The 24,779-nt window shown below is 58.7% G+C and carries 26 protein-coding genes and 1 pseudogene; 10 read left to right on the top strand and 17 right to left on the bottom strand.

Translation table 11 applies throughout. The features are described from left to right. The 3 genes and pseudogenes from BM152_RS17355 to BM152_RS19340 all read left to right on the top strand — a co-directional run. The coding region (locus tag BM152_RS17355; protein WP_139222534.1) for a transposase at window positions 1-331 on the top strand (331 nt) is incomplete at its 5' end. 16 nt (window positions 332-347) lie between these two features. Beyond that, window positions 348-644, top strand: a pseudogene (locus BM152_RS17350) (transposase); the annotation flags it as partial. 61 nt (window positions 645-705) lie between these two features. Next, a complete protein-coding gene (locus tag BM152_RS19340) occupies window positions 706-849 on the top strand; it encodes a hypothetical protein (RefSeq protein ID WP_156444339.1) in 144 nt (47 codons plus the stop codon). A gap of 54 nt (window positions 850-903) precedes the next feature. Here BM152_RS19340 and BM152_RS17345 read toward each other — a convergent pair whose 3' ends face one another. From BM152_RS17345 to BM152_RS17325, 5 genes are all read right to left on the bottom strand, one after another. Beyond that, on the bottom strand, window positions 904-1,680 hold the full coding sequence (locus BM152_RS17345; protein WP_331711558.1) for a FadR/GntR family transcriptional regulator: 777 nt from the start codon (window positions 1,678-1,680) through the stop codon (window positions 904-906). After that, on the bottom strand, window positions 1,655-2,608 hold the full coding sequence (locus BM152_RS17340; RefSeq protein ID WP_111481420.1) for an ABC transporter ATP-binding protein: 954 nt from the start codon (window positions 2,606-2,608) through the stop codon (window positions 1,655-1,657). Before BM152_RS17340 ends, BM152_RS17345 begins: the two co-directional genes overlap by 26 nt. Further along, window positions 2,605-4,470, bottom strand: coding sequence for a dipeptide/oligopeptide/nickel ABC transporter permease/ATP-binding protein (locus tag BM152_RS17335; protein WP_066599205.1), 1,866 nt, complete (start codon window positions 4,468-4,470; stop codon window positions 2,605-2,607). Before BM152_RS17335 ends, BM152_RS17340 begins: the two co-directional genes overlap by 4 nt. Window positions 4,471-4,482: 12 nt before the next feature. Further along, window positions 4,483-5,430 carry an ABC transporter permease gene (locus tag BM152_RS17330; protein ID WP_066599201.1) on the bottom strand — a complete coding sequence of 316 codons (948 nt, stop codon included), beginning with the start codon at window positions 5,428-5,430 and terminating at the stop codon, window positions 4,483-4,485. Window positions 5,431-5,555: 125 nt separating this feature from the next. Continuing rightward, window positions 5,556-7,139 carry an ABC transporter substrate-binding protein gene (locus BM152_RS17325; protein ID WP_066599198.1) on the bottom strand — a complete coding sequence of 528 codons (1,584 nt, stop codon included), beginning with the start codon at window positions 7,137-7,139 and terminating at the stop codon, window positions 5,556-5,558. Between the two features lie 147 nt (window positions 7,140-7,286). On the opposite strand from BM152_RS17325, the gene BM152_RS17320 reads away from it, so the two are divergent. The 6 genes from BM152_RS17320 (at window position 7,287) to BM152_RS17295 (ending at window position 12,798) form a co-directional block, all read left to right on the top strand. Next, a complete protein-coding gene (locus BM152_RS17320; protein WP_066599196.1) occupies window positions 7,287-7,952 on the top strand; it encodes a DUF1028 domain-containing protein in 666 nt (221 codons plus the stop codon). Window positions 7,953-8,088: 136 nt separating this feature from the next. Next, entirely contained in the window at window positions 8,089-9,093 is a 1,005-nt protein-coding gene (locus tag BM152_RS17315) for a GSCFA domain-containing protein (RefSeq protein WP_082715263.1), read from the top strand. Continuing rightward, window positions 9,090-9,782 (top strand): hypothetical protein, encoded by a 693-nt coding sequence (locus tag BM152_RS17310; protein WP_066599190.1) that lies wholly within the window; start codon window positions 9,090-9,092, stop codon window positions 9,780-9,782. The genes BM152_RS17315 and BM152_RS17310 overlap by 4 nt, the downstream gene beginning before the upstream one ends. Window positions 9,783-9,989: 207 nt before the next feature. After that, complete coding sequence (locus tag BM152_RS17305; protein ID WP_066599187.1) at window positions 9,990-10,892, top strand: ABC transporter permease; 903 nt, start codon at window positions 9,990-9,992, stop codon at window positions 10,890-10,892. Continuing rightward, window positions 10,889-11,686: an ABC transporter permease gene (locus BM152_RS17300; RefSeq protein ID WP_066599186.1), complete on the top strand. Its 798-nt coding sequence runs from the start codon at window positions 10,889-10,891 to the stop codon at window positions 11,684-11,686. Before BM152_RS17305 ends, BM152_RS17300 begins: the two co-directional genes overlap by 4 nt. A 2-nt stretch (window positions 11,687-11,688) precedes the next feature. Then, the gene (locus BM152_RS17295) at window positions 11,689-12,798 is read left to right on the top strand and encodes an ABC transporter ATP-binding protein (RefSeq protein ID WP_231730463.1); all 1,110 of its coding nucleotides are present in this window, start codon (window positions 11,689-11,691) and stop codon (window positions 12,796-12,798) included. 44 nt (window positions 12,799-12,842) lie between these two features. Here BM152_RS17295 and BM152_RS17290 read toward each other — a convergent pair whose 3' ends face one another. From BM152_RS17290 to BM152_RS17235, 12 genes are all read right to left on the bottom strand, one after another. Beyond that, a complete protein-coding gene (locus tag BM152_RS17290) occupies window positions 12,843-13,628 on the bottom strand; it encodes an alpha/beta hydrolase (protein ID WP_066599184.1) in 786 nt (261 codons plus the stop codon). Between the two features lie 9 nt (window positions 13,629-13,637). Then, on the bottom strand, window positions 13,638-14,255 hold the full coding sequence (locus BM152_RS17285) for a TetR/AcrR family transcriptional regulator (RefSeq protein ID WP_066599180.1): 618 nt from the start codon (window positions 14,253-14,255) through the stop codon (window positions 13,638-13,640). Window positions 14,256-14,273: 18 nt separating this feature from the next. After that, window positions 14,274-15,173, bottom strand: a complete 900-nt coding sequence (gene ppk2 / locus BM152_RS17280; RefSeq protein ID WP_066599179.1) for a polyphosphate kinase 2 — start codon at window positions 15,171-15,173, stop codon at window positions 14,274-14,276. A gap of 45 nt (window positions 15,174-15,218) precedes the next feature. Beyond that, window positions 15,219-16,151, bottom strand: coding sequence for an alpha/beta fold hydrolase (locus BM152_RS17275; RefSeq protein ID WP_066599177.1), 933 nt, complete (start codon window positions 16,149-16,151; stop codon window positions 15,219-15,221). A gap of 5 nt (window positions 16,152-16,156) precedes the next feature. Further along, window positions 16,157-17,080 (bottom strand): homoserine O-succinyltransferase, encoded by a 924-nt coding sequence (locus BM152_RS17270; protein ID WP_066599175.1) that lies wholly within the window; start codon window positions 17,078-17,080, stop codon window positions 16,157-16,159. 32 nt (window positions 17,081-17,112) lie between these two features. Then, a complete protein-coding gene (locus BM152_RS17265) occupies window positions 17,113-17,985 on the bottom strand; it encodes an ATPase (RefSeq protein WP_066599172.1) in 873 nt (290 codons plus the stop codon). A gap of 118 nt (window positions 17,986-18,103) precedes the next feature. Beyond that, entirely contained in the window at window positions 18,104-19,021 is a 918-nt protein-coding gene (locus BM152_RS17260; protein WP_066599215.1) for a DMT family transporter, read from the bottom strand. A gap of 211 nt (window positions 19,022-19,232) precedes the next feature. After that, on the bottom strand, window positions 19,233-20,294 hold the full coding sequence (locus BM152_RS17255) for an OmpP1/FadL family transporter (protein WP_074914564.1): 1,062 nt from the start codon (window positions 20,292-20,294) through the stop codon (window positions 19,233-19,235). A 157-nt stretch (window positions 20,295-20,451) separates the two neighbouring features. Further along, a complete protein-coding gene (locus BM152_RS17250) occupies window positions 20,452-21,348 on the bottom strand; it encodes a DMT family transporter (protein WP_066599169.1) in 897 nt (298 codons plus the stop codon). Then, window positions 21,345-21,623, bottom strand: coding sequence for a putative quinol monooxygenase (locus BM152_RS17245; RefSeq protein WP_231730462.1), 279 nt, complete (start codon window positions 21,621-21,623; stop codon window positions 21,345-21,347). The genes BM152_RS17250 and BM152_RS17245 overlap by 4 nt, the downstream gene beginning before the upstream one ends. Before the next feature lie 129 nt (window positions 21,624-21,752). After that, window positions 21,753-23,324: a glutamine-hydrolyzing GMP synthase gene (gene guaA, locus BM152_RS17240; RefSeq protein ID WP_066599160.1), complete on the bottom strand. Its 1,572-nt coding sequence runs from the start codon at window positions 23,322-23,324 to the stop codon at window positions 21,753-21,755. A gap of 188 nt (window positions 23,325-23,512) precedes the next feature. Beyond that, window positions 23,513-23,806 (bottom strand): DUF6477 family protein, encoded by a 294-nt coding sequence (locus BM152_RS17235; RefSeq protein ID WP_066599157.1) that lies wholly within the window; start codon window positions 23,804-23,806, stop codon window positions 23,513-23,515. Between the two features lie 714 nt (window positions 23,807-24,520). On the opposite strand from BM152_RS17235, the gene BM152_RS17230 reads away from it, so the two are divergent. Then, a complete protein-coding gene (locus BM152_RS17230; RefSeq protein ID WP_066598943.1) occupies window positions 24,521-24,748 on the top strand; it encodes an IS3 family transposase in 228 nt (75 codons plus the stop codon). Window positions 24,749-24,779: the final 31 nt, after the last annotated feature.

Below are 24,779 nucleotides of genomic sequence, written 5' to 3'. Positions count from 1 at the left end.
GACCGCCGGAGACAATCCCGAGCGATTGAAGTCCGAAGCAAGTTTCGCGGCCCTGTGCGGCGTTAGTCCCGTTCCGGCTTCATCAGGGAAAACGGTTCGACATAGGCTGAACAGAGGCGGTGATCGCGCCGCCAACAGCGCGATCCACATCATCGCCATAGGACGTTTGCGACTGGATCCCCGGACCCAAGACTATGTTGCCAAGCGCATTGCGGCCGGAAACTCGAAAATGGAAGCCATTCGCAGCCTGAAACGCTATATTGCGCGAGAAGTCTTCGGCATCATCATGCGGCGGCATAAAGAAATAAATCAGACACAAATCGCCGCTTGACTCTTAGAAGGGCGTCCAGGGCAGTCAGTTCACTGGCTTTGAATGGACCAATGCGTTGTCTAAGGCTGGTGTGAAGATCTCCATGGACGGGAAAGGTCGCTGGGCCGACAATCGAATGATCGAACGGTTGTGGCGATCTTTAAAATGCGAATGCGTCTACCTGCACGCCTTTGAGACGGGGTCAGAATCCCGACAAGGCATTGGAAATTGGCTCGCTTATTACAATGCCGAACGCCCGCATTCGTCTCACGGCATCTTGACCCCCGATGAGGCCTATGCCAGCAAAACAGAACCGATGAGATTAGCAGCCTAATGTGAAACCCTGATCCACCTTAAATGGGCTGCAAGATGGTCGAAAAAGCAGGACCACCTCTATGGACCTCTACGCCGATGAGGCGCTCAAGCATGACGGGCGCTGCAACATCCATGTGAATGTCTTGTATCGAGTGGATGAAAAGGAAAGTGGAGCAGAACTTTCAGGTCACGATGCACGGTGTGAACAAGGTCGGGTTCCGTAAATTATTGCGCGACAGTAGAGTTTCACGCGTTCTGATGTGGAGCATGATCGGCGGCTACTCTGGCAGGAAACGGCTTAAGGCAATGGCTTCCTGATTCCCCATGAGTGCCCAGGCTGTTTCCATATGTGCTGTCATGATGGCTTTGGCTGCGCCCGCGTCGCCTTCTTTGAGCGCCGCGAGAAGGCGTTTTTGATAGTCGGAGCCTCTATTGCGCAGTTCGGGATTTACGGGGGTATAGAGCTGACGATATACGGTGATATCAGCCAGCAGATTCACCATGAAATCGATTATGAATCCCAAAAGCGGGTTGTGGGACTGTTCGGCTAGAAGCGCGTGGAAACGCAGAGAGGCGAGGTGTTGTTTGCGTTCCTCTTCTGCTGATTGCGCCGGTTTGTCATAAGAGGTTGTGATCTCCTCAAGCTGTCTCAATACCGTTGCGGGAAGTTTTCCTGCGAGAAAGGCGGCATTGACGGGTTCCAGCGCTCGCCGCATCTGGTAGATGTCCCCGATCGTCAGGTTTTTGAAATAGAAGTAATTTCCGAGCAAGGCCTTGGCGCGATCCCGACTGACTTCATGAACAAATGCGCCACCGCCAGGACCAGTGCGCGTCTTGATCAGCCCTTGGGCTTCCAGAATGCGCATTGCCTCCCTGATCGTCCCTTTTGACATTGAGAAACGCGCCATCATGTCCGTCTCGGAGGGCAGACGGTCCCCCGGTTTCATGGCCTCTGCGACGACCAATGACTTGATCGCCTCGGCGACGCGCACAGGCCGCGAGGGCTTTGCCTCTTTTGCTTTTTCTACATCAGATAGGGTGGTGACATGCGGCAAGTTGGTTTTCTCCCATAACGCGCAATTCCGGTTCTGTGCTGCGGCACAGATCGCTAGCATATATACAACGCCCTGCAAAAGCGCAGCCCTTGGGTGGATTGAGCGGATCAGGCAACTCGCTGTCTTTCTGTTCCGGCGCCTTGAGGGGGCGACCTACCACTGGTGCGCTGTCGGCGAGGAGCTGTGTATAGGGATGTTTGGGGCTGTTGAAAATATCCTCTGCCTTGCCTATCTCGACCACCGCTCCGAAATACAACACGATCACACGGTTCGAGACGGCCTCCACAACGGCAAGGTCATGGGAAATAAACAAATATGTGAGGTCGAACTTCGATTTCAGGTCAGCGAGAAGGTTTAGCACCTGTGCTTGAATCGAGACATCCAGTGCCGATACCGGTTCGTCGAGAACCATGATTTTGGGATGTGCGGCCAGCGCTCGTGCGATACCGATCCGTTGGGCCTGACCTCCGGAAAATTCATGTGGGTAGCGGTCAAGGAATTCCTTGCGCAGATTGACCGAGGCGAAAATTTTCCCAATCCTTGCCGAGCGTTCGGCCCGATCCATCCCGTGCAACTGTTTGAGCGGGGTTTCCATGATCTGACGAATGGTTTTGCGCGGGTTGAGCGAGGAAATCGGGTCCTGAAACACATATTGGATGAGGCGTCCAAAGGCTGCTGGATCAGCGGTGTCGAGTGCTTTTCCTGCAATCTCTATCTGGCCGCTGCTCGGTTCCAGAAGCCCCACCAGCATCCGCGCGAGTGTGGATTTCCCGCAGCCGGATTCGCCGACGATGCCAAGTGTTTCTCCGGTCTCAACGGTCAAGGACATTGGGCGCACAGCGCGCACGCCTGCGCGTGCCTTGCCAAAGAGCGGTTTGGCGCGCGGGAAGGTTTTCGACAGGTTGGTGAATTTGAGAGCGGGCATCAGACGACCTCCTCGGGAAACAGGCAGCGGACTGCGCGGGGCGCATGGCCGTTCAGCGGAATATAGCCACGGTGGCAGGCGTCTTGTGCCTTGTCACAACGCGCGGCGAAGGCGCATCCCTCGGGCAGGCGGTCGACCACGGGCGGCAGGCCGGGGATCGCGGCCAGTTCTCGCCGCCCGCCGCCCAGTTCGGGCACGCAGGCGATCAGGCGCTTTGTATAGGGATGGGCGGGCGCATCGAGCACGGCTTTGGTTTGGCCTTCCTCGACAATCCGCCCCGCATACATAACGGCGACCCGATCACAAAGTTGGGCGACCACGCCGAAGTCATGGGTGATGAAAATGATCGCCAGCCCGCGTTCGCGTCGCAGGTCGTCCAGCAGGGTAAGAATTTGTGCCTGAACCGTCACGTCGAGCGCGGTTGTGGGTTCGTCGGCGATAATCACTTCGGGATCATTGGCGAGCGCCATGGCAATGCCAACCCGTTGCCTCATCCCACCCGACATTTCATGGGGATAGTTGTCCAGCCGTTCCGGCGCATTCGGGATGCGTACTGATTTTAGCAATTCGAGCGCTTTGGTGCGGGCCTCTTTGGTTGATGTGTTGTTATGGGACTGGATGGCCTCCACCAACTGATCCCCGATCTTGTAGAGCGGGTGGAGCGTCGCGAGGGGGTCTTGGAAAATATAGGCGACGTTGTTGCCGCGCTTTTGGCGCAGACGTTCATAGGAGGCATCAAGCAGGTCCTCTCCGTCGTAGCGCACCGCACCGCCGGTAATGACACCGGGGGGAGAGGCGACGAGCCCCATGACCGAAAGTGCCGTCACGGATTTGCCAGATCCGGACTCACCGATGATGCCTAGACATTCCCCCGCAGACACATGGAGCGAGACCTCGTTGACAGCGCGGTAGATGCGCGGGCCAACATGGAATTGGGTTTCCAGTGACTGGATATTCAAAAGCCCTTTCTGGTCGGCTTGTGGGACAGGGCCCTTGCGGTCCACCCGTGTTGTCGCACGGGGTCGTGTCAGCGCGCCGGATTTGAGCCGCGGGTCAAGCGCGTCGCGTACCCCGTCGCCCAGAAGGTTGATCGACATGACGATGAGGAAAATCATGATGCCGGGAATGATGGAGGTATGTGGCGCGGTAATGAGCGCCGCACGGGCCTCGCCCAGCATGGAGCCGAGGTCGGCATTGGGTGGCTGGCTCCCGAGACCGAGAAAGCTCAGCCCCGCCGTTTCCAGTATCATCCAGCCCACAGTGGTCGAGATGCCGATCACGATGACCGGCAGCACATTGGGCAGAAGTTCCGAGAGGATGATCCGTGTGTGTCCAAGACCTGCCAGTCGTGCCGCGTCGATGAATTCACGACCTGCCAGAGATACCGTGATGCCTCTGATATTGCGGGCAAAGAAGGGGACGTTCACGGCGGCCACCGCGATAAGCGCATTCATCAACCCCGGACCGAGCGCCGCCACAATAGCTAGCGCCAGAAGGATATAGGGAAAGGCCATGAGCATATCGATCAACCGCATGATTACGTTGTCTATGCGACCGCCGAAGTAGCCTGCGATAATGCCGATGGCGGAACCGAAGAGGGCGGCAAAAAAGGCAGAGACAAGGCCGATGGCAAGGGAGATGCGCGTGCCATAGAGCAGGCGGGCAAGGATGTCGCGGCCAAGGTGGTCTGTGCCTAGAAGATGGCCCTCCGAAAAGGGGCGCAGAAAACGGTTCGCCGTGGCGGTGGCATTCGGATCAGGGAGCGGCAGAAGCGGTGTAATGGTGACAAGAATGATGATTATCCCGAGGATCACGGCACCAAGACCTGCGAGACGGTTGCGAAAGAGAAGCCGAAGAAATGTCATGCGTTCAATTCCTTACGTCTTGATGCGCGGGTCAAGCAGGCTTTGCGCCACATCGACTGCGATATTGAACAGCACGTAACAAGCCGCGACGAAAACAACGCCGCCCTGCACAAGGAGGAGGTCGCGTTTGAGGATGGCATCAACCAGCATCCGCCCCACGCCCGGCCATTGAAAGACCATCTCGATATAGACCGCGCCGGAGAGGACAAAGCCCGCCTGAATGCCCAGCACGGGGATGATGGAGACCATCGCGGCCCGCAAGGCATGGCCCATCAGAACGCGGCGTTCGCGCACGCCTTTGGCGCGGGCGGTGCGAATATAGTCCTGCCGCAGCACTTCGAGCATGGCGGAGCGCGACATGCGTGCGACCACGCCAGTGGCCACGGCGGCCAGCGCAGATGCGGGCATGATCAGGTGGTTGATGAGATCGGGCAGATCACCGCCGCCATAGATTGCATACATGCCGGAGACGGGGAGCCATTTGAGTTTCACAGCGAAGATGAGGATCATCATCATGCCCAGAAAAAAGCTGGGGATGGAGATGCCGATCAGGACAACGAGGGTGATGAGCTTGTCGGCCAGCCCGTATTGACGCGCCGCGGAGATGGCGCCTGCGAGGATGCCGAGAATGGCGCAGAGGACAAAGGAGGTTCCTGCCAGAACCAACGTCGCGCTGAAGCGTTCCAGTATCTCGTCGAGCACGGGGCGGTTGAGCGAGAACGACCGTCCGAAATCGCCGGTCAGCATATTTTCGAGCCAGATAAAATACCTCTGAACCAATGGTTTATCGAGTCCGAGGTCGCGGTTCAGCTTCTCGACATTTTCGGGCGTGGCATAGCTGCCCAAAATCGCGGTGGCCGGATCGCCCGGGATCATCGACATGATCAGAAACACAATCACGGTGATCCCGAACAGCACGGGAACGGCGGAAATGAGACGTTTCAGGATGTAGCTGCCCACGGGTGCTCTCCCCTCTGGCTGGCATCAAAACAGGTGTCGGCTAAGCGTCGGCTTCCCGTCGGACTATTGTCGGGCACGGGAAGCCGGAAGGGACCAAGGAAAGTCCGCAGCGGGACTTTAGCAGATCACTCTTTGGTCACGTTTTGCAGTTGCAACAGGAAGGAGGGTTCGAGTGAAAAATTCCCGACCCGATCTGTCGTCACGGCATTCTGTTTCCAGTTGGCAACAAAGACCCACGGGGCGTCCTCTTGCACAATCGCCTGCATCTCTTTGTAAAGCGCGGCACGTTCTTCCTGATCGGTGGAGACACGGGCTTTCTCCAGAAGCGCATCGACTTCGGGATTGGAATAATAGCCGGAGTTGAAGCCGCCCTTGTCGGGCCATGCTTCTGTGCGCAGCGCGAGGAAGGGCAGCGTGTCGGGGTCATTGGTCATCCACGCCATTTCGGCCATATCGGCCTTGCCCTCAAGACCGGGGTTCACCTCGCCAAGGAAGGTGTTCCATTCATAGGTTTCGATCTTCACATCAAACCCGACCGCATTGAGATCGGCCTGAATGGCCGTGCCCATCGGGATCGGGTCCAACATGCCCGAACCGCCTTCGGTCACATAGAAGGTGATCTCGGTAGACTCGACGCCTGCTTCGGCCAGAAGGGCCTTGGCCTTTTCCGGATCATAGGGATAGGGCGAGAGATCGTCATTATAGGCCCATGCAAATGCGGGCGGGGTCGGACCGGCAGCGACGTCGGCGGTGCCTTCGAGCACGTTGTTGACCAGAGCCTCTTTGTTGATCGCGTAATTGGCGGCCTGACGCACGCGCACATCGGCAAAGGGGCCTTCCTTGGCATTGAGGATCAGGAACCACAGATGCGGACCTGCCTGTTCTACGATGTTGAAACCTTCTCCCTGAAATTGCGACAGGGCGGTGGGCGGCACTTCGACCATCATGTCGATTCCGCCTGCGAGCATTTCGGCCACGCGGGTGTTGGCATCGGTGATGGGGCGGAAAACGACCGCTTCGGTGTCCGCTGGATCGCCCCAGTAGTCGGGGTTCTTCTCGATCACCACCGCTTCGTTGGAACGCCATTCAGCGAATTTGAAAGGGCCGGTGCCTGTGGGGTGGCGACCGACATCCGCTCCATATTGCGCGACTGCGGCGGGGGAGATTATCAGCCCCGTGGGATAGGCGAGGTTCGAGAGGAACGGGGCATAGGGGCCGTTCAATTTGAACGTTACGGTGAGATCATCCACCACCACAGTTTCTTCAATGGCCGAGAAAAAGAAGGCCAGCGGGAAGGGCCCCGTGTTGTGATAGGGGTGGTTTTCGTCAAGCATCCGGTCGAAATTGAATTTTACCGCCTCCGCGTTGAATGGCGTGCCGTCATGGAAGGTCACACCTTCGCGCAGGTGAAAGGTATATTCCGTGCCATCCTCGGAAATCTCCCAGCTTTCGGCCAGCCCCGGCGCAACTTCGAGCGTGCCGGGGGCATATTTCACAAGGCCCTCGTAAAGGTTCACCAGAATACGGAAATCGTTCACCGCCGTGACCGCTGCCGGATCAAGCGATTTGGGTTCGGCAATCTGACCGACGATCAGCACGCCTTCGGGGGTTTGGGCTATGGCTGGAGCCGTGGTCATGAATGTGCCGGTCAACAATGAGGCGGCTGCCGTCGCGATCAGGCCGCGGCGTGTCCAGTTTATGAGGTCCATCAGTTGCACTCCCTGCTTGTCGGATGGGGTATTATTGGAATCAAATTTATCACGATAATTTAATTCGTCAATTTATCATGATAATTATTGAAGCTTTATCCGGTTTGTGCCGAAATAGGCGGCACAACCATCGTGAAGGATGACGACATGACTTTTTCCCTGCTTGTAAGAGACCCCGAAACCGGCGCACTTGCGGGAGCGGCAGCGACGGGAAGCCTGTGTGTCGGGGGGTGGGTGCTGCGTGGTGAGTTGCATGCAGGCATGTCAGCCTCGCAGGGTGCGTCGCCTTCGAGTTTTTGGGGAGAGGATGTTTTGCGGTGCATGGCGGAGGGACGTCCGGCAAAACGTGCCGTTGCAGAGGTCGTCGAGCGGGATCGAAATCGGGAAGATCGGCAACTCTCCGCGCTGGATGTAAGCGGGCAGGGGGCGGCGTTTACTGGTGCGAATAACGGTGATCAAAAGGGGGCTTTGATTTTTCCCAACGGAATTGTGGCCGGTAATATTCTTGCAGATGCCAAGGTGCTTGCGGCCATTCGGGACGGCTACCTTGACGCGCAGGGGCCCTTGGGGCGCCGGATGATTGCCGCGCTGGAGGCTGGACGTGCTGCCGGTGGTGACAGTCGCGGGTTGATGTCTGCAGCACTGCTGGAGTTGCGCAGGGATACGGCTCTGCTGACGCTGCGTGTGGACTTTCATGAGAGCGATCCGCTGGGCGCTTTGGTCGATCTCTACGCACGCGCGACCTCTGGCGAGTATGCCTACTGGGCGCGACAGGTTCCCTCTCTTGACGATCCTGAACGTGGTCTGGATTGAGAGCAATTCTCTCTCTTTCTGCCTGCCTCCAAAAGTCGGCAGGTTGCCCGTGGGCGGTGTTTCGCGGGCACGGACGCAGCGGAGCCTTGGCATCCTTGAGGCTGCGCGGCATAGTGGTGGGGCAATTGACTGACGAGTGATCCATTTGACCCATCCCTATCAAGACAGTCCGGCACGGAGCTTTTGGCGCAGTGGCGTGGTCGAGGCGGATCGTTGCAATTGGCCGGAGATTTACAGGCCGAAGGTACGGATCACGCGGGATACTTCTGTCGCCACGGCAGGGAGCTGTTTTGCCAAGCATATCGGCCGGTCTTTGCGCCTTGCGGGGGGCAATGTGCTGGACGCCGAACCCAAGCCGGAAGGTATGAGCACGGCTTTGGCGCGGCGCTTTGGATATGGGGTTTATTCGGCGCGTTACGGTGACATCCTTACGGCGCGGCAGTTGCGTGAACTTCTGGAGGATGCGCAGAGCCTGCATGTGGACGAGCGCCTGTTTCGGTGCCTCGGGGGGAAATGGTTCGATGCGTTGCGTCCTGATGTGGAGCCGGAAGGCTGCGCGACCTTGCAAGAGGCGGTGGAGCTTCGGCGGGAGCATCTGGTGCAGGTGGCTGCACTTGCGCAGGTGGCGGATGTGTTTGTCTTCACGCTGGGGGCGAGTGAAGGGTGGATGGATCGCGAGAGCGGGCGCACGCTTGTCCTCGGGCCGGATGTGATCGCGGGGAGCTATGATCCGACGCGCACCGTATTTCACAACTTCACCTATGACGAAATCCATGCCGATCTGTTGCAAATCCTGCGGCTTTTGCGCGGGATGAACAAGGATGCGCGGCTGTTGCTCACCGTGTCCCCCGTGCCTTTGGGGGCTACGGCTTCGGGTCAGCATGTTCTGGCGGCGAACAGCCATTCGAAAGCTCTGTTGCGTGCTGCGGCAGGTGCGATGGCGGACAAGTATAAGGCGGTGGATTATTTCCCCGCTTTCGAGATCGTCACCACTTGGGCCAGCATTGAGGCGGCATATGCGCCGGACCTGCGCTCTGTGCGGCCCGAGATGGTTGAGACGGTGATGCGTGTTTTCCTGACAGCGCAAGGTCTTGCGTCGGTGGCCGGACCTGTTGGCGAGAGTGAGGGTGCGAAGAGATGAGCAAGCGTCTGTGTGTCCTCGGAGATGACGGGTTGTTCGTCTGTGACCCAGCGCAGCGTGCGGCGCGCTGGCCGGATCTGTGGTTTGAGCAGGGGCAGGTGGATATGGGCGCCGACCTGATGGCGGGCTATGATGGTTTTGTCATCTCAGGGCTGGGGATCGCGCCGGTGGTGGAGATATTTGGGGAGCTGTCCTGTCTGGATATGCCCTCTGTCGAAGATGCCATGTCTGCACTGGATTCCGAGCGGCCTTTGGCCTCCACCGCCATGCTGCGGGCCTATACGCGGGAGCGGCTGGAGGCGACGCAGGCGGTTGCCTTGGCGCGAAGTTTGCGTGCGAAGACCGAGGTGCCGATTTTCCTCGTCAGCCTACCGCGCCCTTCGGCGGAGGCGTGCCAGACCGACGGGAGAGAGGTGAAGCTTTCGCAGCTGGCGGCGCAGGGCGACGGGCCTTTTGTCTCTGCGTGGTTCGACCGGATCGCGGGGGAACTCTGTGCCGACATCGGCGTGCATTTCCTGCCGCAACCAAGGGTGAGCCTGACGGCGGACGGGATGTTCACGAAAGAGGATTATGTCAGCACACGCAGCACGACGGGCGCGGAGTATAACACTGCGCGGGTCAATGCGGAGTTTGCCTGTTTGGTGATCGATCAAGTGGCACATGCCCTGAAAACGTGCGATCCGGCGTGAGCCTCGGGCGAATCCCTTGCAAATTTGATCAAAATATTTTCAGGATCATTCTCAGGCATTTCACGATAGGCTCCGGTTATCCGTTGGTTGTGAAAGGACTATGACCACAATACGTTGTGCGGCGTTTCGCGGAAACTCCGGCTTGGGCCTTTCAAGAAACGCTTTAAACACCCCGGCCAGAGGGCCGGTCCGGGAAGGGAAGACAGTATGGCCGCGAGCGACAGGCTCCGTCGATTTTTCCGCTCAGAGCGAGGCGTTGGCGTCTTGCTCGTTTCACCGACCGCGCTCTATGCGCTCTTGCTGCTGGCCATTCCTCTGGCGGCGGTGGTCCTGATTTCGTTCTGGACCCAGACGGGCGTGCGCGATTTTGACACGACCTTTACGCTGGCCAATTACAAGGAGGCGCTGACCGATCCGCTTTACCGCCAGTTGATGCTGCGCTCGCTGATGGTCTCGGGGCTTGTGACGCTGATCACGGTGCTTCTGGCCTTTCCGATTGCCTATTTCGTCTCCTTCGGGGTGAAGCCGGAGCATAAGTCCCTGTGGATTTTCCTCATCACCATCCCGTTCTGGACCTCCTACCTGATCCGTGTGTTCCTCTGGAAAGTCATTCTCGGCTATAACGGGGTTCTGAACTCCGGCCTGAAAGTCGTTGGTTTGCTTGAAGAACCTCTGTCTTTCATTCTCTACAACGTCAATGCGGTGATACTGACACTGGCCCATGCCTATGCGCCTTTCGCGATCCTGCCGATTTTCGTCGCCCTCGAAAAGATTGACCGCTCGCTTCTGGAAGCCTCGCGCGATCTGGGAGAGAGCCGGACCATGACCTTTCTGCGTGTGACCCTGCCTCTGGCGGCCCCCGGTGTGGTGGCGGCTGTGTTGATCGTCTTTATCCCGACTATTGGCGACTATGTGACACCGCGGCTTGTCGGCGGGCCGGGGGGATTGATGATTGCGAATATGATCCAGACCCAGTTCCTGCGCCTCAACAACGCGCCGCTGGGAGCGACTTTGGCGGTGATCGCCATGTTGATCGTGGCGGTGATTGCCGTTGTGTTCCTGATCCTCGGCAATCGCGCCGCAGGTGGCAAAAAAGGAGGTCGGACATGAAAACGCTCAAGGTCTATGCGATCTTCTACCTGATCTTCCTTTACGCGCCGATCTTCCTTTTACCACTCTTTGCGTTCAACAGCTCGACGATCATCGCCTTTCCGCTGGAGAGTTTCACGACCGAATGGTTCACCCAGCTTCTGACACTGTCCGAGATGCATGGCGCTTTGCTCAACTCGCTCAAGATCGCCGTGATCTCCGCGCTCTTGGCGACCACCTTGGGCATTTTCGCGGCGATGGCCGTATCGCGCTACAGTTTCCCCGGTCAGAAAGGCATCATGGGCTTTATCATGCTGCCGCTGGTCCTGCCGGAGATCATCGTTGCCGTGTCGCTTTTGATCGTGATCCTGCGCATCGGGCTGGACACGGGCGCATGGTCGGTGATTGCGGGGCACACGCTCATTTGCACGCCCTTTGCCATTGCGATCCTGCAATCGGCCTTCGCGGCGCTTGATCCCGCGCTTGAAGAGGCGGCCTATGATCTGGGCGAAACACCTGTCTCGACCTTTCGTCTTGTGACCCTGCCGCTGGTGATGCCGGGGATCATTTCCGCGCTGTTGATCTCGTTCACCATTTCAATGGACGAATTCATCATCGCCTTTTTCCTCACCGGCGCAGATCCGACACTGCCGGTCTATCTGTTCTCCATGCTGCGGTTCCCGAAGCTGCTGCCTGCGGTGATGGCTCTGGGCACCATTCTGGTGGTGCTGTCGATCCTGCTCATTACCATCGCCGAATATTTCCGCCGCCGGGGCGCCAAGCGCACGGGCAATGACACCGGGGGCTTTCTTTGAAAATGGTTGATATGACTGCTGATACACCGCTGATCTCGCTGCAAAACATCAACAAACATTACGGCGATTACCATGCTCTGCGAAATATCAACCTCGACATCCGTCAGGGCGAGTTCTTCTCGCTTCTGGGACCGTCCGGTTGCGGCAAGACCACGCTTTTGCGCACGATTGCGGGGTTTGAGGACTATGACACCGGCTATGTGACGATCACGGGGCGCGACATGCGGGGGGTGCCTGCGAACAAGCGCCCGACCAATATGGTGTTCCAGAGCTACGCGATCTTCCCGCATCTCTCGGTGATTGAAAACGTGGCTTTCGGGCTGCGCAAGGCGCGCATGTCCAAAGCGGACAAGACACAGGCCGCAGAGGCGGCTTTGGAAATGGTCGGGCTCAAAGGCTACGGCCATCGCGCGGCCCATGCGCTCTCTGGCGGGCAGCGTCAACGGGTGGCTCTGGCGCGCGCACTGGTGTTGAAGCCCAAGGTGCTTTTGCTTGATGAGCCGCTCTCCGCACTGGATCGCAAGATGCGCGAACAGATGCAGGTGGAGCTGATCAAGCTGCAACGCGAGGTGGGGATCACCTTCATCCTTGTGACACACGATCAGGAAGAGGCGCTGGTCATGTCCGACCGGATCGCCGTGATGTTCGAGGGGGAGATTGCGCAATGTGATGATCCCGAAGTGCTCTACCGCAATCCCAAATCGAAGCGGGTGGCCGATTTCATCGGGGTGATGAACTTCCTGCCCGCTACAGTGCGCGAGGAGGACGGGCGTTATATCGCGACAATCGCAGGGCTTGGAGAGACGGAGATTTCAGAGGCGCAATGTCCCGGCGGCGTGCCTGTTGGTGCGGCAACGGTCGGGTTCCGGCCCGAGACGCTCACGCTGCTCTATGAGGGCCAGAGTGCGACCCACCGCGAAGCGCCGGCCATGATTGATGAAGTGGTCTATTATGGCGATATGACCTATTACGACGTGCGCTTTGACGGGGTGGACCATCCGGCACGGATTTCCATGCGCAACATCTTTGGCCGTGATGTTCTGGCGGTCGGGACACAGGCGCGGGTGAACTGGTCGCCCGGCGCTCTGGTGGTGTTCGAGCAAAGCGCATAACGCGATGTGAAGGCATGAGCGGGCAGGGGGAGGCGGGATCGCCTCTACCGTTGCAACGCCTTTGTCACAAAGCTGGTGACAGCCCGTTCAAGATCGGGAATTTTGCCGGTGCCCAAGCTGCGGTTGACCTCTGCATGGCGATAGGCGGACCCGTCGAAAACCGTGACCTCCGCCCCGTTGCCGTGTGCCAGAGTGGCGAAATTCGACATGGCCATGCCGTGACCGCGCACCTTGGAGTAGATCGCCAGAACGGGCGGCAGGTTGCGGGCAAGGCTATAGGCCGGTGAGAGCGCGCCCCATTGCGAGCGGTCCTTGAAAGCGTGGCGTGTGCCCGTTGGCAGGTGACCATCATGGGCGCGGGACAGGGTGACCAGATCGACCGCGCCGGTGTCATTGACGATCACGCCCGCAGGTTGCGGCATCCAGCCGGTGAGTGTTGCCATCGCCGCCAGATGTGCGCCCGCCGAATGGCCCATGACGAGGGTGCGCTCGGGGGCCGCGACATTTTCAAACGCCCAATCAATCGCTTGTCGCACGGCCTTGATCTGACCGGAGACGGGTGTTTTCGGCAGGAGCGGATAGTCGAGAGAGATGAAATCCAGATTCATGGAATTGAACCAAGCGGGTTTCGCCCCCACCGCCTTGCGCGAACCGGAGCGCCACGCGCCGCCGTGGACATAGATCACCGCCCCGCGGGCTTCGGCGGCTGGATAGATGTCGAGCTTGTCCGCGCCGTAGCTGTGCGTGCGGGAGTTTGGCGCGGCCCATGCCCTCAATGGCAAGGCGGAAGCAAGGCTACCGGCGACAAATGTTCTGCGATTTATGGTCATGAAGGCACCTCATTTGTCTTGCGGGATCAATCCCAATCCGCGCAAGTATATGCCGATTCCACTTTCCAAAAGGTCTTCAGGCGGAAACGGACAGCGCGCACCGGGGGTGCCTCGGGCGAAGAGTTCCACCACCCCGTGCGACATGGCCCAGATATGCGCCGAGACCATCTGCGGCGGGGGGCGGTGTGCTTCGGGGATTTGTTTCGAGAGATCCTCTGCGGCGCGTTCCAGAACGCCTAAGGCGCGGTCGGCAACGGTGTGCAGTTCCGGTGTGCGCTGCATCGAGATGCCGGATTCGAACATGGCCACATAATGCCCCGGATATTTGCGGGCAAAGGCCAGATAGGCGCGTCCCACAGCCTCGAAGGAAGCCAGAGCAGAGGGCTGCCCGCTGTCATAGGCATAGGCGAGCAGGTCGGCAAAAACCGCGAACCCCTGCAAGGCAATCTCGGCAATCAGGTCTTCGCGCCCTTCGAAATGGCGATAGACGGCAGCAGGGGTCACGCCCGCCGTTTTGGCAGCCTCGGAGAGGGTGAACCCTGTCGGACCCTTTGCTTCGATCAACACCAAGGCGGCGTCGATCAGAGCCTGTCGCAGATTGCCGTGATGGTAGCCACGTTTGCTCATAGGCGTGCACCGTCTCGCTTATTCGTCTTCGTCACCGGTGATCAACAGCGCAGGCCCGTCAACGATCTTCTCGTCGATTTCGCCAAGGTTGTCCTTGTTCTTGCCCTTGTAGTCGATCTTGGTCAGCACGGAGCGGATCGCATTGAGCCGTGCACGGTATTTGTCATCAGAGCGGATCACGGTCCAGGGCGCAAAATCGGTGTGACTGCGCTCCATCGTCTCCGCGATGGCAACGGTATATTCGTCCCAGCGTTTGAGACCCTCGACATCGATGGAGGAGAGTTTCCATTGTTTGAGAATGTCCTGTTCGCGCGCCAGAAAGCGTTTGAGCTGTTCTGCGCGGCCGACATTGAGCCAGATCTTGAAAAGCTGGATGCCTTCGGAGACGAGCATGTCCTCAAACTCGGGCAGTTGGTGAAAGAACTTCTCGCGCTCCTCGTCGGTGCAAAAGCCGAAGACCTTTTCCACCACGGCGCGGTTATACCACGACCGGTCGAAAAGCACGATTTCGCCCTTGGTCGGCAGGTGGTCGATGTAGCGCTGGAAATACCATTGCCCCTGTTCGCGTTCGGTGGGCTTCGACAAAGCCACCACGCGGGCCGAGCGCGGGTTCAGGTTTTCGCGGAAACGCTTGATCGTGCCGCCTTTGCCCGCCGCATCGCGCCCTTCAAAGACCACGACGATCCGCTTTCCGGTCTCGCGCACATCGGCGAGCATCTTGACCAGCTCGCGTTGCAGCGCTTCGAGTTCGTCCTTGTAGTCGTCCTTTTTCATCCACCGGTCATAGGGGAAGGAGGGCGACAGGATTTCTTTCTTGCCACCGTCTTCCACGGCTTTGCGGATGGATTTCGGGGCGTCCTTCTCGAAGAAACGGGAAATGGCACCGTCGAACGGCAGGTCGGAGGGCTTGTCGGGCATGGCACGTCGCTTTCCGTGTTAATCTGTTTAACACTATGGGGTTTTTCAGCCGAGGTTGCAACGTGCGGCGGCGCGCTGCACGGCACCGACCACCGCATCTGTCGCAACGTGATGGGGCATGTGGCCGATCCCCTCAAGGCGGGTGAGGTGATTGCTCGCCACTTTCGCGTCAAAGGGTAGGGCGTGGATGACATCGGGGACGATCTCGTCCTTGGTGCCGTGCAGGCTTTCGACGGGCAGGGTGAGCTGCGCATATTTGGGCACCATAGCGGCCATTTCGGCTTTGAGCGCGATGCGTTGGCGTGCGTTGAGGCGATGGCGGACGGGATAGATGGCCTTGCGCGGCTGGAAGTAGTCGGCATAGCCCTCGGGCACGTCCTGAGGCGCGAACACGCCAGCCAGTTGCCTGTCGATGATCCATTGCGGTGTGAAGGCGTTGACAAACTCCGCCGCCCACCAGCCGATCACGGGTTTGGCCAAGATACGGTGCAACAGGGGATGGCCGGTTTCCCAGTCGTGACTGGGCGCGGAAACCAGCACCAGTGCTGCGACCTCATTGGATTGCAACGCCCATTCCAGCGCCACCGCTCCGCCATAGGACTGCCCCAGAACAATCGGGCGGCGGTTGTCGAGTTGCTGCACCGCCTGACGGAGCACGCGGGCTTGGGCACTCAGAGTTTCGTCCTTCATCCGCGGGCTGTGGCCGAATCCGGGGCGGTCGACCACATAGACGCGGAACTGCGCGTCCAGCGCGGGAGCAAGGCGGAAATTCATGTCATAGGTCGAGCCTGACGCACCATGAACCAGCACCACGGGCGGCGCGTCTTTTTCACCATAGCTCTCGACATGGATCACCGTGCCGGAGGGGGTCTTGACCAGATCCCCTCTGCGACGGGTTTTCATCGCCCGCACAAAGGCGCGGTTGCTTGTAAGATGGGGAACCTCTGCCTTCTGTCCGGCGTTGCGGGGGAAACCCATCCGGCTCAACTCCCGATCTTGTCCAGATCGTAATATGTGGTCTGGTAAATTTCGTTGATCCAGTTGCCATACAAAAGATGCGCGTGGGACCGCCAGCGGTTGATCGGGCGCAGCGCCGGATTGTCATCGGGGAAATAGTGTTTCGGCAGGATGATTTCTTTTCCCGCCTCCACATCCCGTTGATATTCCTCAAGCAAGGTGCCCGTGTCATATTCGAAATGGTTGAAGATATAGAGCGCGCGATGCTTGGGGTCCTGCACAAGGCAGGGACCGGTCTCGTCGGAGCCCAGAAGCGGAATGAGGTCCGGCACGGCGTCTATCTCGGACTGGCGCATCTCGGTCCAGCGGCTCACAGGGATGTAGCACTGATCGGAGAACCCGCGCAAATAGGGGGAGTTCGGCGCAAGATTGTCCTGCTGGAACAGGCCGAAAGCCTTGTGCTCCAACGGATATTTCTGCACGCCGTGGAAATGGTTGATCATCGCCATACCGCCCCAGCACACGCCGAAGGTGGAATGCACATGGGTCTGGGTCCATGCGAAGACCTCTTTGAGTTCGTCCCAATAGGTGACCTCGTCGAAGGGCAGATGCTCGATCGGGGCGCCGGTGATGATCAGCCCGTCGAATTTCTCGCCGGAGGCTTTGACCGCGTTAAAGGGGCGGTAGAACTGCTCCATATGTTCGGCGGCGGTGTTCTTTGTCTGATGCTCGCTCATGCGGATCAGCTGGAAATCGATTTGCAAGGGCGTGGCGCCGATCAAGCGGGCGAACTGGTTCTCCGTCTGGATTTTCTTCGGCATGAGGTTCAAAAGCGCGATCCTCAAAGGCCGGATTTCCTGCGATTTTGCCCGACCTTCGCCCATGACCATGACGCCCTCGGCGGAGAGCACGTCAAAGGCGGGAAGGGTTTCGGGCAAGGTGATGGGCATTTGCAGGGTCCTTTTGGCAGAGGGGGTTTGATTTAGGTCTGTTGCGGGCGTTTATCAAGCGCGGCAGCAATCAGGGCGGAGAAATCCTCGGGGCCTTTGATCTGTTTGACATCCTCGTAGTCCAAGGTGATGCCCCAGTTGCGTGCCATGGCCTCATAGCGCGGCTGGCGGTGGTTGAGCGCGCGCGCATAGGTGTAGCGGATGAAATCATCAGGGTTGACCGCATCCTCGGCAACGCCCTTCTCGGCGAGATATTCCTGCCAGATCGCGGCGAGAAACTCCGGCTGGTAGGCCATCGGTTTCGGGGCCTTGTCGAAACGGCGGATCAACTCTTCGGTATGGGCCTCGGTGCCCTTGAGCCACACGAGAAGCGAGTCCTTGGCAAGCGATGTCAGGATCGGGTCCTCGGGGTTCTCGGGGTCCACCCATTCACAGATCGAGCCGCCCGTGTCGCAGACAAAATGCGGGTAGCCGTAGAGAGACTGGGCGCGCTCAATGAAATGCCCCGTGTCCATAAGTGCGGCAATTTCGGCCTCTTGGAACAGGCTCTGGCGGCGCTGGAATTCGGCAATGGGAATGCCGCCCTGCGCCTCTGCGCCGGGTTTGCCGAGGAAATAGGAGACAGGAGCGAGATTGTCGAAGCTGATGTTCGACTTGATATAGATGCTGTCCGAAAGGAACTGCTCGCGCAGGAATGGTTCGCGCATGGCGACTTTTTTCAGATTGTCATCAATGGCTTCGCCCAGATACCGCGTGCCGATACGGTAGTCGATGGAGTAATGATACCATGCGCCCGTGTCGCGCAGCATGTTGGAAATGACGGTCTTTCCCAGCCCCGACATGCCGAAAAGAATGAGGCGCTTGTGCGCCGCGCCCTGCCAATCCGTGGCTGTTTCGTATTTCATTGGTCTTGTCCTGTTCATCGGGCCTGCTGGTCGGGCAAAGTGGTGCCACGGCGCGCCGGTTCTCGCAAGCGTTAAAGCCTTTTGCGACACTCTGTCTTGCCGGTTTTCAGGCAAGGGCTTATGCGGCGTTCCGACCGCTCAGGCGGCGCAAAACCCGTCCGTCGATGACCAGAAGCCCCAGTGCGATAAGGCCGAATCCGAGATAGGCCTGCGCAGACAGGCTCTCGCCCAGCACAAGCGCGCCCAGTGCGATGGAGACAGGCGCGACGATCAGCGTGGTCAGTGAAGTGTTCCCCGCGCCTGCGACTTTGATCACCTTGTAATAGATGATGTAGGTGAGGCTTGTGGACATAACCGCAAGATATAGCAGTGCGCCGAGGGTTTCCGGGCGGAGCGACAGGGGTGGAAGGCCGGAGCCGATCAGCGCCACGGGCAGGGCGAGAAGCGCCGCGCCTGTGAGCATCCCTGCGGCGGCAACTTCGGGGCGCAGATCGGAGAGCAGAACCCGCCCGACGGAGTTCGACAGCCCGTAACACATGGTCGCGGCGATCATGGCGAGCTGGCCCAAGGAGGTCAGATCAAAGCTCTTGAGTGCCTCCGGTCCGATCACGGCGATGATGCCCGAAACGCCCAAAGCCACGCCCGTGCCCTTGCGCAAACCGAGTTTTTCATCAGCAAAAATCAGCGCGGCAAAGAGCACGCCGAAGATGGCTGTGGAGGCGTTGAGAATGCCCGCAAGCCCCGAGGGGATGTGGTGTTGTGCCCATGAAATCAATAGGAAAGGCACAGCAGAGGTGATGCTGCCCACAAGGACAAACCGCCAGATATAGCGCGACAGGGGCGGCACGGGCAGCCCTTTGAGCAGGACATAGCTCCAAAGCACAAGGGCCGCGATGCTGACGCGACCTGCAACGATCCATGTGACCGGAAGCTCGCGGATCAATATGGCAACCGCAAGAAAGGAACAGCCCCAGAGAAAGCCCATAACAAACAGGCCGGCCCAAGCGGCGGGGGTGATGGTCTTTTGTGGGGCCATGATGTCGTCCTCCTGCATGTGGCGGCAATCTCGCCCGAACGCGGTGGCGAGGCAAACCGGAATTTGTGCAAAGCCACATCATGGTTCCTGATTTATGAGGCGAAACCGCTGTCGGAAACCTGTCGGACAAGTGTCGGACTTCTGTCGGTCAACATGAAAAAGGCCCCGCACGAGGGCAGGGCCTTTCGAAATTTGTGTGAAACCTGACGGATCAGAACGTATGCGAGAGTTTCAGGCCGAAGCCGACAGCGGTGTTGTCTTCGAACTCCGCTCCGATTGTGCCGGTTGTGGCATCGCCGACCCACACATAGGAAACGCCACCCGCAATCGCGGTCTGCTCGGTGATGTTGTATTTCACGCCAGCGGTCAGGGATTTGTATCCGTCGCGCGGGGCCAGATTGCCTGCTTCGCCGCCGTAGGATTTTTCATAGCCAACGGAGAGAGAGCCGGACCATTTCTCGTTAAAGCGACGACCGACGCCGAGGCTATAGGAAATGGTGTCGTCATTATGTGTCACGAGGTCGGGGAAGTTCTTCGGGGAAATCTTAGTTTCTGTCCATTCCGCCCAGCGAGCCGAGAACATCAGCAGAGTATCTGCGGCAATCCCTGTCTGGAAGTCGAAATTCACCGACTGGGGCATGATCACTTCCATGGGATTCTTGGCGAGACCATTTTCGGTGGTTGTAAAGTCGATGTCGATTTCGGAATTATAGGTCAGGCTCGCTCGCAAGGCGATGTCCGGAATCTCATAGCTGGCCCCCAGCAGGTAACCCCAGTCCGTTTCGGTCGTGGTTTCCATTGTGTAAGAGTAATAGGGGATTGCGACCTCGCCACTGGATTGCAGCACCCGCACACCGCCGTGAACGGAGAAACGGTCGTTGAATTTGTAGCGCAGAACGCCGGTGACGGCTGTGCTGTCCACAGTCGCGGTGGACCCGACGAAAGGATAGCTGGTATCGGCATCACCGTAATCGACATCGGCGCCAAACGGCTGGTCGATGATCAGAGCAACCGATAGTTTGTCGGAGAGGTCTGTTTTATAGGCACCTGCTATTTGCGTATAGGACTTGGCCATGTTGCCGGAAGACAGGGCTCCTCCAAAAACCCCCGACACATCCGGACTGACCGAGCCAAAGCTCAGTTCGACATAGGTGCCGTCTTCGAATAGTGGTGAAATGGATTGCCCTGAGCGATCCATGCCGCCTGCATATGCGCCTGTTGCGCCAACCGCGAGGGTCGCGGCCAGTAGTGTTGTGTTTTTCATGATCTCCATCCCTGACGGGCACCGGGCCCGCTTCTCCTAGATCTGTTTATTGTCTTGGTGAGCGAATTTTTGCTCTTATTGTCCAATCAGCCTAAGCCGCGACAGGATTTCAAGCAATTCTGACGCCGCGTCATCGTTGCAGGGAGGCGATCATGGCTTTTCTGCATCACTGGGGGCGTGTGACGCGGGCCATGCGGCGATTTTCAGCCAATATGTTGATGTAATTGGCAGAAAAAATAATGGCCGCGCCGAGAAATACCCAGATGTCGAGACTCTCGCCATAAAAGGCCATGCCGATCACGGCGATGATCGGAAGGCGCAAAAAGTCGATTGGCGTGACAATCGAGGCGGGCGCGAGCGACAGCGCTGTGGTCAGACAGAAATGCGCGCCAAGCCCTGAGACGGCCACGACCGTCACCCACGGCAGGTCGATCCAGCGCGGTAACACCGCATGTCCGTCCGCCAGTGCGCAGACGAGGCCAAAGCCCAGTTGCAAGGTGACCATCCAGAACATGATGCCGAGGATCGAGACATGGGCGGTCAGGGTCAGCCGCTTGGTGAACAGCGCCGAGGCGGCAAAGCCCAGAGCGCAGAGCATGGCGGCGACCAGCCCGACCGAGAGCGCCCCGCCGAAGGGACGCGCAACGATCAGGATGCCGATGAATCCGAGCGCCGAGGTCATGGCGCGGGTCGGTGTCATTTTCTCGCCCAGAAAGACGGTTGCGCCGAGGCCGACGAGGATCGGATAGGAAAACTCCAGCGCGAAAAGTTGCGCCATCGGGATGAGTGTGAGTGCATAGAGCCAGAGGTTCTGACCCGCGAAATGCCCGAGGTTGCGCCCGACATGCAGGGCCATGGCCTTGGGGCGGAACTCTTTGAGGCGGCGTTGGGCGATTCCGATGGCCAGCACGATCAGAAGGCCGATGAACGAGCGGTAGCCGAGGATCTCGAACGTGTCGAGATGACCCGCCAGTTGCCGCCCCGCCACGGCCATAGAGGAAAACCCCAAGAGCGCACCGCTCATCCAGAGCGCGGCCTTGAACGGCTGGCTTTGCGTGCTCATGCGGAACTCTTGCGAAAATCACGGGCCATATGACCGGTTACGCGAAACCAGTCGGAGCTTTGCGTGCGCTCCTGATGGGCCTGAAAGGCGGCCTCGCTGCGGAACACTTCGGTGACATGGAATTCGGTGGGGCGGACCTCATCCTGCCACAGGTCGAATTGCAGGCATCCGGGTTCGGCGCGCGACAGGCGGATATGCGTGGGTAGCAGCGAGAGCACCCCGTCCACCTCGGACGGCGCGCAGGTCATGGTGCCTGTCAGCAGAATTTTACTCACCGGATGCTCCTCCTTCATCGGTTTCTGTGCATAGCGTTTCGGAGCCCGTCTTGGCAAAAGAAAAGGCGATCTCACGGGGGAGACCGCCTTTGCGATTTTGTGGGAGGGGCCCCCGCGAGTAGGGAGAGCTTACTCCAGTTCGATCGTGCCCGGCGGTTTCGAGGTGCAGTCGTAGAACACGCGGTTCACGCCTTTGACCTCGTTGATGATGCGGGTGGAGGTTTCGCCCAGGAACTCGTGGGTGAACGGGTAGTAATCCGCTGTCATCCCGTCGACCGAGGTCACCGCGCGCAGGGCCACGGCAAAGTCATAGGTCCGCCCGTCGCCCATCACGCCCACGGTGCGCATGGGGAGGATGGCGGCGAAGGCCTGCCAGATTTCGTCGTAAAGCCCGTGTTTGCGAATCTGGTCGATATAGACCGCATCCGCCTTGCGCAGGATTTCGAGTTTTTCGCGGGTGATCTCGCCGGGGCAGCGGATGGCCAGACCCGGACCGGGGAAGGGGTGACGCCCGATGAAGCTGGCGGGCAGGCCCAACTCGTGGCCCAGTGTGCGGACCTCGTCCTTGAACAGTTCGCGCAGAGGCTCGACCAGTTTGAGGCCCATTTTCTCGGGCAGGCCGCCGACATTGTGGTGCGATTTGATCGTCACCGAAGGGCCGCCGGAGAAGGAGACCGATTCGATCACATCGGGATAGAGCGTGCCTTGGGCGAGGAATTCCGCGCCTTCGATCTGGTCGGCGTATTTCTGGAATACGTCGATGAACAGTTTGCCGATAATCTTGCGCTTTGTTTCGGGATCGGAAACGCCTTCCAACTCACCGAGGAAGAGATCGCTCTCGTCGGCATGGATCAGGTTCAGATTGTAATTGTCGCGGAACATGGCCACGACCTGCTCGGCCTCGTTGAGACGCAACAGCCCGTGGTCAACAAAGACACAGGTGAGCTGATCGCCGATGGCTTCGTGCAGCAGGATGCCTGTCACGGAACTGTCCACGCCGCCCGACAGCGCGCAGATGACTTTCTTGTCGCCCACTTGCTCGCGGATTTTCGCAATCATTTCCTCGCGGTAAGCGCCCATCGTCCAGTCGCCCTTGAACCCCGCGAGTTTGACGAAATTCTCATAGAGCGTCGCGCCGTTGGGCGTGTGGTGCACTTCGGGGTGGAATTGCACGGCGTAGAAATTGCGTGCCAGATCGGCGGTGATGGCGAAGGGGGCGCCGGGCGAGGTGCCGTAGACTTCAAAGCCCGGTGCGATTTCGGCAACGTGGTCGCCGTGGCTCATCCAGACCTGTTCGCGGCCAGAGGCGTCCATGAACCAGCCGTTGAGGAAATCGGCCTGTTTGTCGGTGGGCGTGACATAGGCGCGCCCGAATTCGGCGGTGGCATGTTCGCCCGCTTCCACGCGGCCGCCGAGATCATGCATCATGACCTGCTGGCCGTAGCAGATGCCAAGGATCGGCACGCCCATCTCATAGGCGGCTTTCGGCGGGCGGGGGCTACCCTCGCGCATCACCGAGTCGGGGCCGCCGGAAAAGATGATCGCTTTGGGATCAAAGGCTTTCAGGCTGTCGTCGGTGACTTTCTGATAGGGGTGGATTTCGCAATAGACGTTCAACTCGCGCAGACGCCGCGCGATGAGCTGCGTCACCTGAGAGCCGAAGTCGATGATGAGGAGGCGGTCATGGGATGTCTGGGTCATGTTCCAGCGTTTATGCGGGAGTGCGCGTTCAGGCAAGATGGATTCCCACCTCGGAGGGCCGCAAAAGTGCAATAAAAAGGAAAAGCCCCCGTTTGCGGAGGCTTTGAGCAGGGCTGTGTGCCTGTTTGCGCCCTGTTGCGAGGAGCAGCACTGCGGCTGTCGCGGGGATTTGCGCAGGTGCTTCGGGCTTAGGCTGTGCGCTGTTTGGGTGGCAGTAGTCGTGCCTCCCCCATCACCGCGATCAGCAGTTCGACATGACGTTTGACACTATAGCTGGCATCGCCCGCGCGGCGGGTTTCTTCGAGACGGGCTTCCTCCTCGATCAGGGTGGAGAGGGCGCGTTCCGGTGACGGCGTGGTGAGGCTGCGCGTCAGCCGTTTGAGATCACGGTTGCGGTTGTAGTCATTCAGCCCGAACCGCGCGGCGCGGATCAAAAGGCGAGGGCGGCGCAGGGTGGTCAGCATTGTCATAATGTCCGTCATGGAAAGCTCTCCTTCTTGGTCCTGATCCGGTCCTCAAGCGCCTGTGTCCCGCGTGGGGATGTGTGGCGCGGTCGGAGCGGTGGACGTCGTTGCGGGATCACTTTTGCACGGCCCAAACCGCCGTTGCGTCGCGGCTCTGTCCGGCGCACGGCGGGATGTGTGGTTGTTTATATTTTAGAAACAATAATGACCAAATGATGGCGCGGTTAACCAATGAGTAACCACGACAACCCAAGGTTGTTGCAGGGATTCGCGTGAAATGCGGCGTAAAAACCTGCAAAAATCCGGGGGATGAGTGATCTTTGCGGAAGCTGCCAAATATTAACCGTGTCCTGAGTGGAAACAATGAAGTGAGTTATCCGGGGGAAATATGTTGGAAACAATGAAGGGAACGGGCGGCAGGTTGTAGGACCCACTAATAAATGTCCATTTTGGAGGAAATGTTGTCCATTAAACCTATATCAAATGACCGTTGATTGCTAAAAAATTATAGAATTTTGATTAATATCAATAACTTATGTTGTATTTGGGGAAGTGGTTAGGTGGCCTTCCCTGTAGGGCGTTGGTATACCCCAGTGCCGTTGACCCCAAAAGCTTTTTGTTCTCTTTACGCTCACTAGGATCCGGATCCTCTGAGCTACCCCCCCGAAATTCGGACAGTGACGTAAGCTACGATTTGCAGTCTGCTGATCTTCGACGAAAAGGAGATCAGAGATGTCGAAACGCAAACAACATGCGCCTGAATTTAAGGCGAAGGTCGCGCTGGAAGCCTTGAAGGGTGAGGAGACCGCCGCCGAGCTGGCAAGCCGGTTCGGGGTGCATCCGACGATGATCCATCAATGGAAACGTGCGCTCTTTGAGGGCGCCTCCGGCGTGTTTGAACGCGGTGGCAGAAAGAATCCCGAGATCAATGAGGAGCAGGTGAAGGAACTCCACGCCTAGATCGTGGGGTAAGTCCGCGAACGCCATGCGT

Source organism: Celeribacter halophilus, from assembly GCF_900114135.1.
Lineage (GTDB): Bacteria > Pseudomonadota > Alphaproteobacteria > Rhodobacterales > Rhodobacteraceae > Celeribacter > Celeribacter halophilus.
Note: the sequence above shows the minus strand (reverse complement) of the source record. Positions and strands in the feature narration are given on the sequence as shown.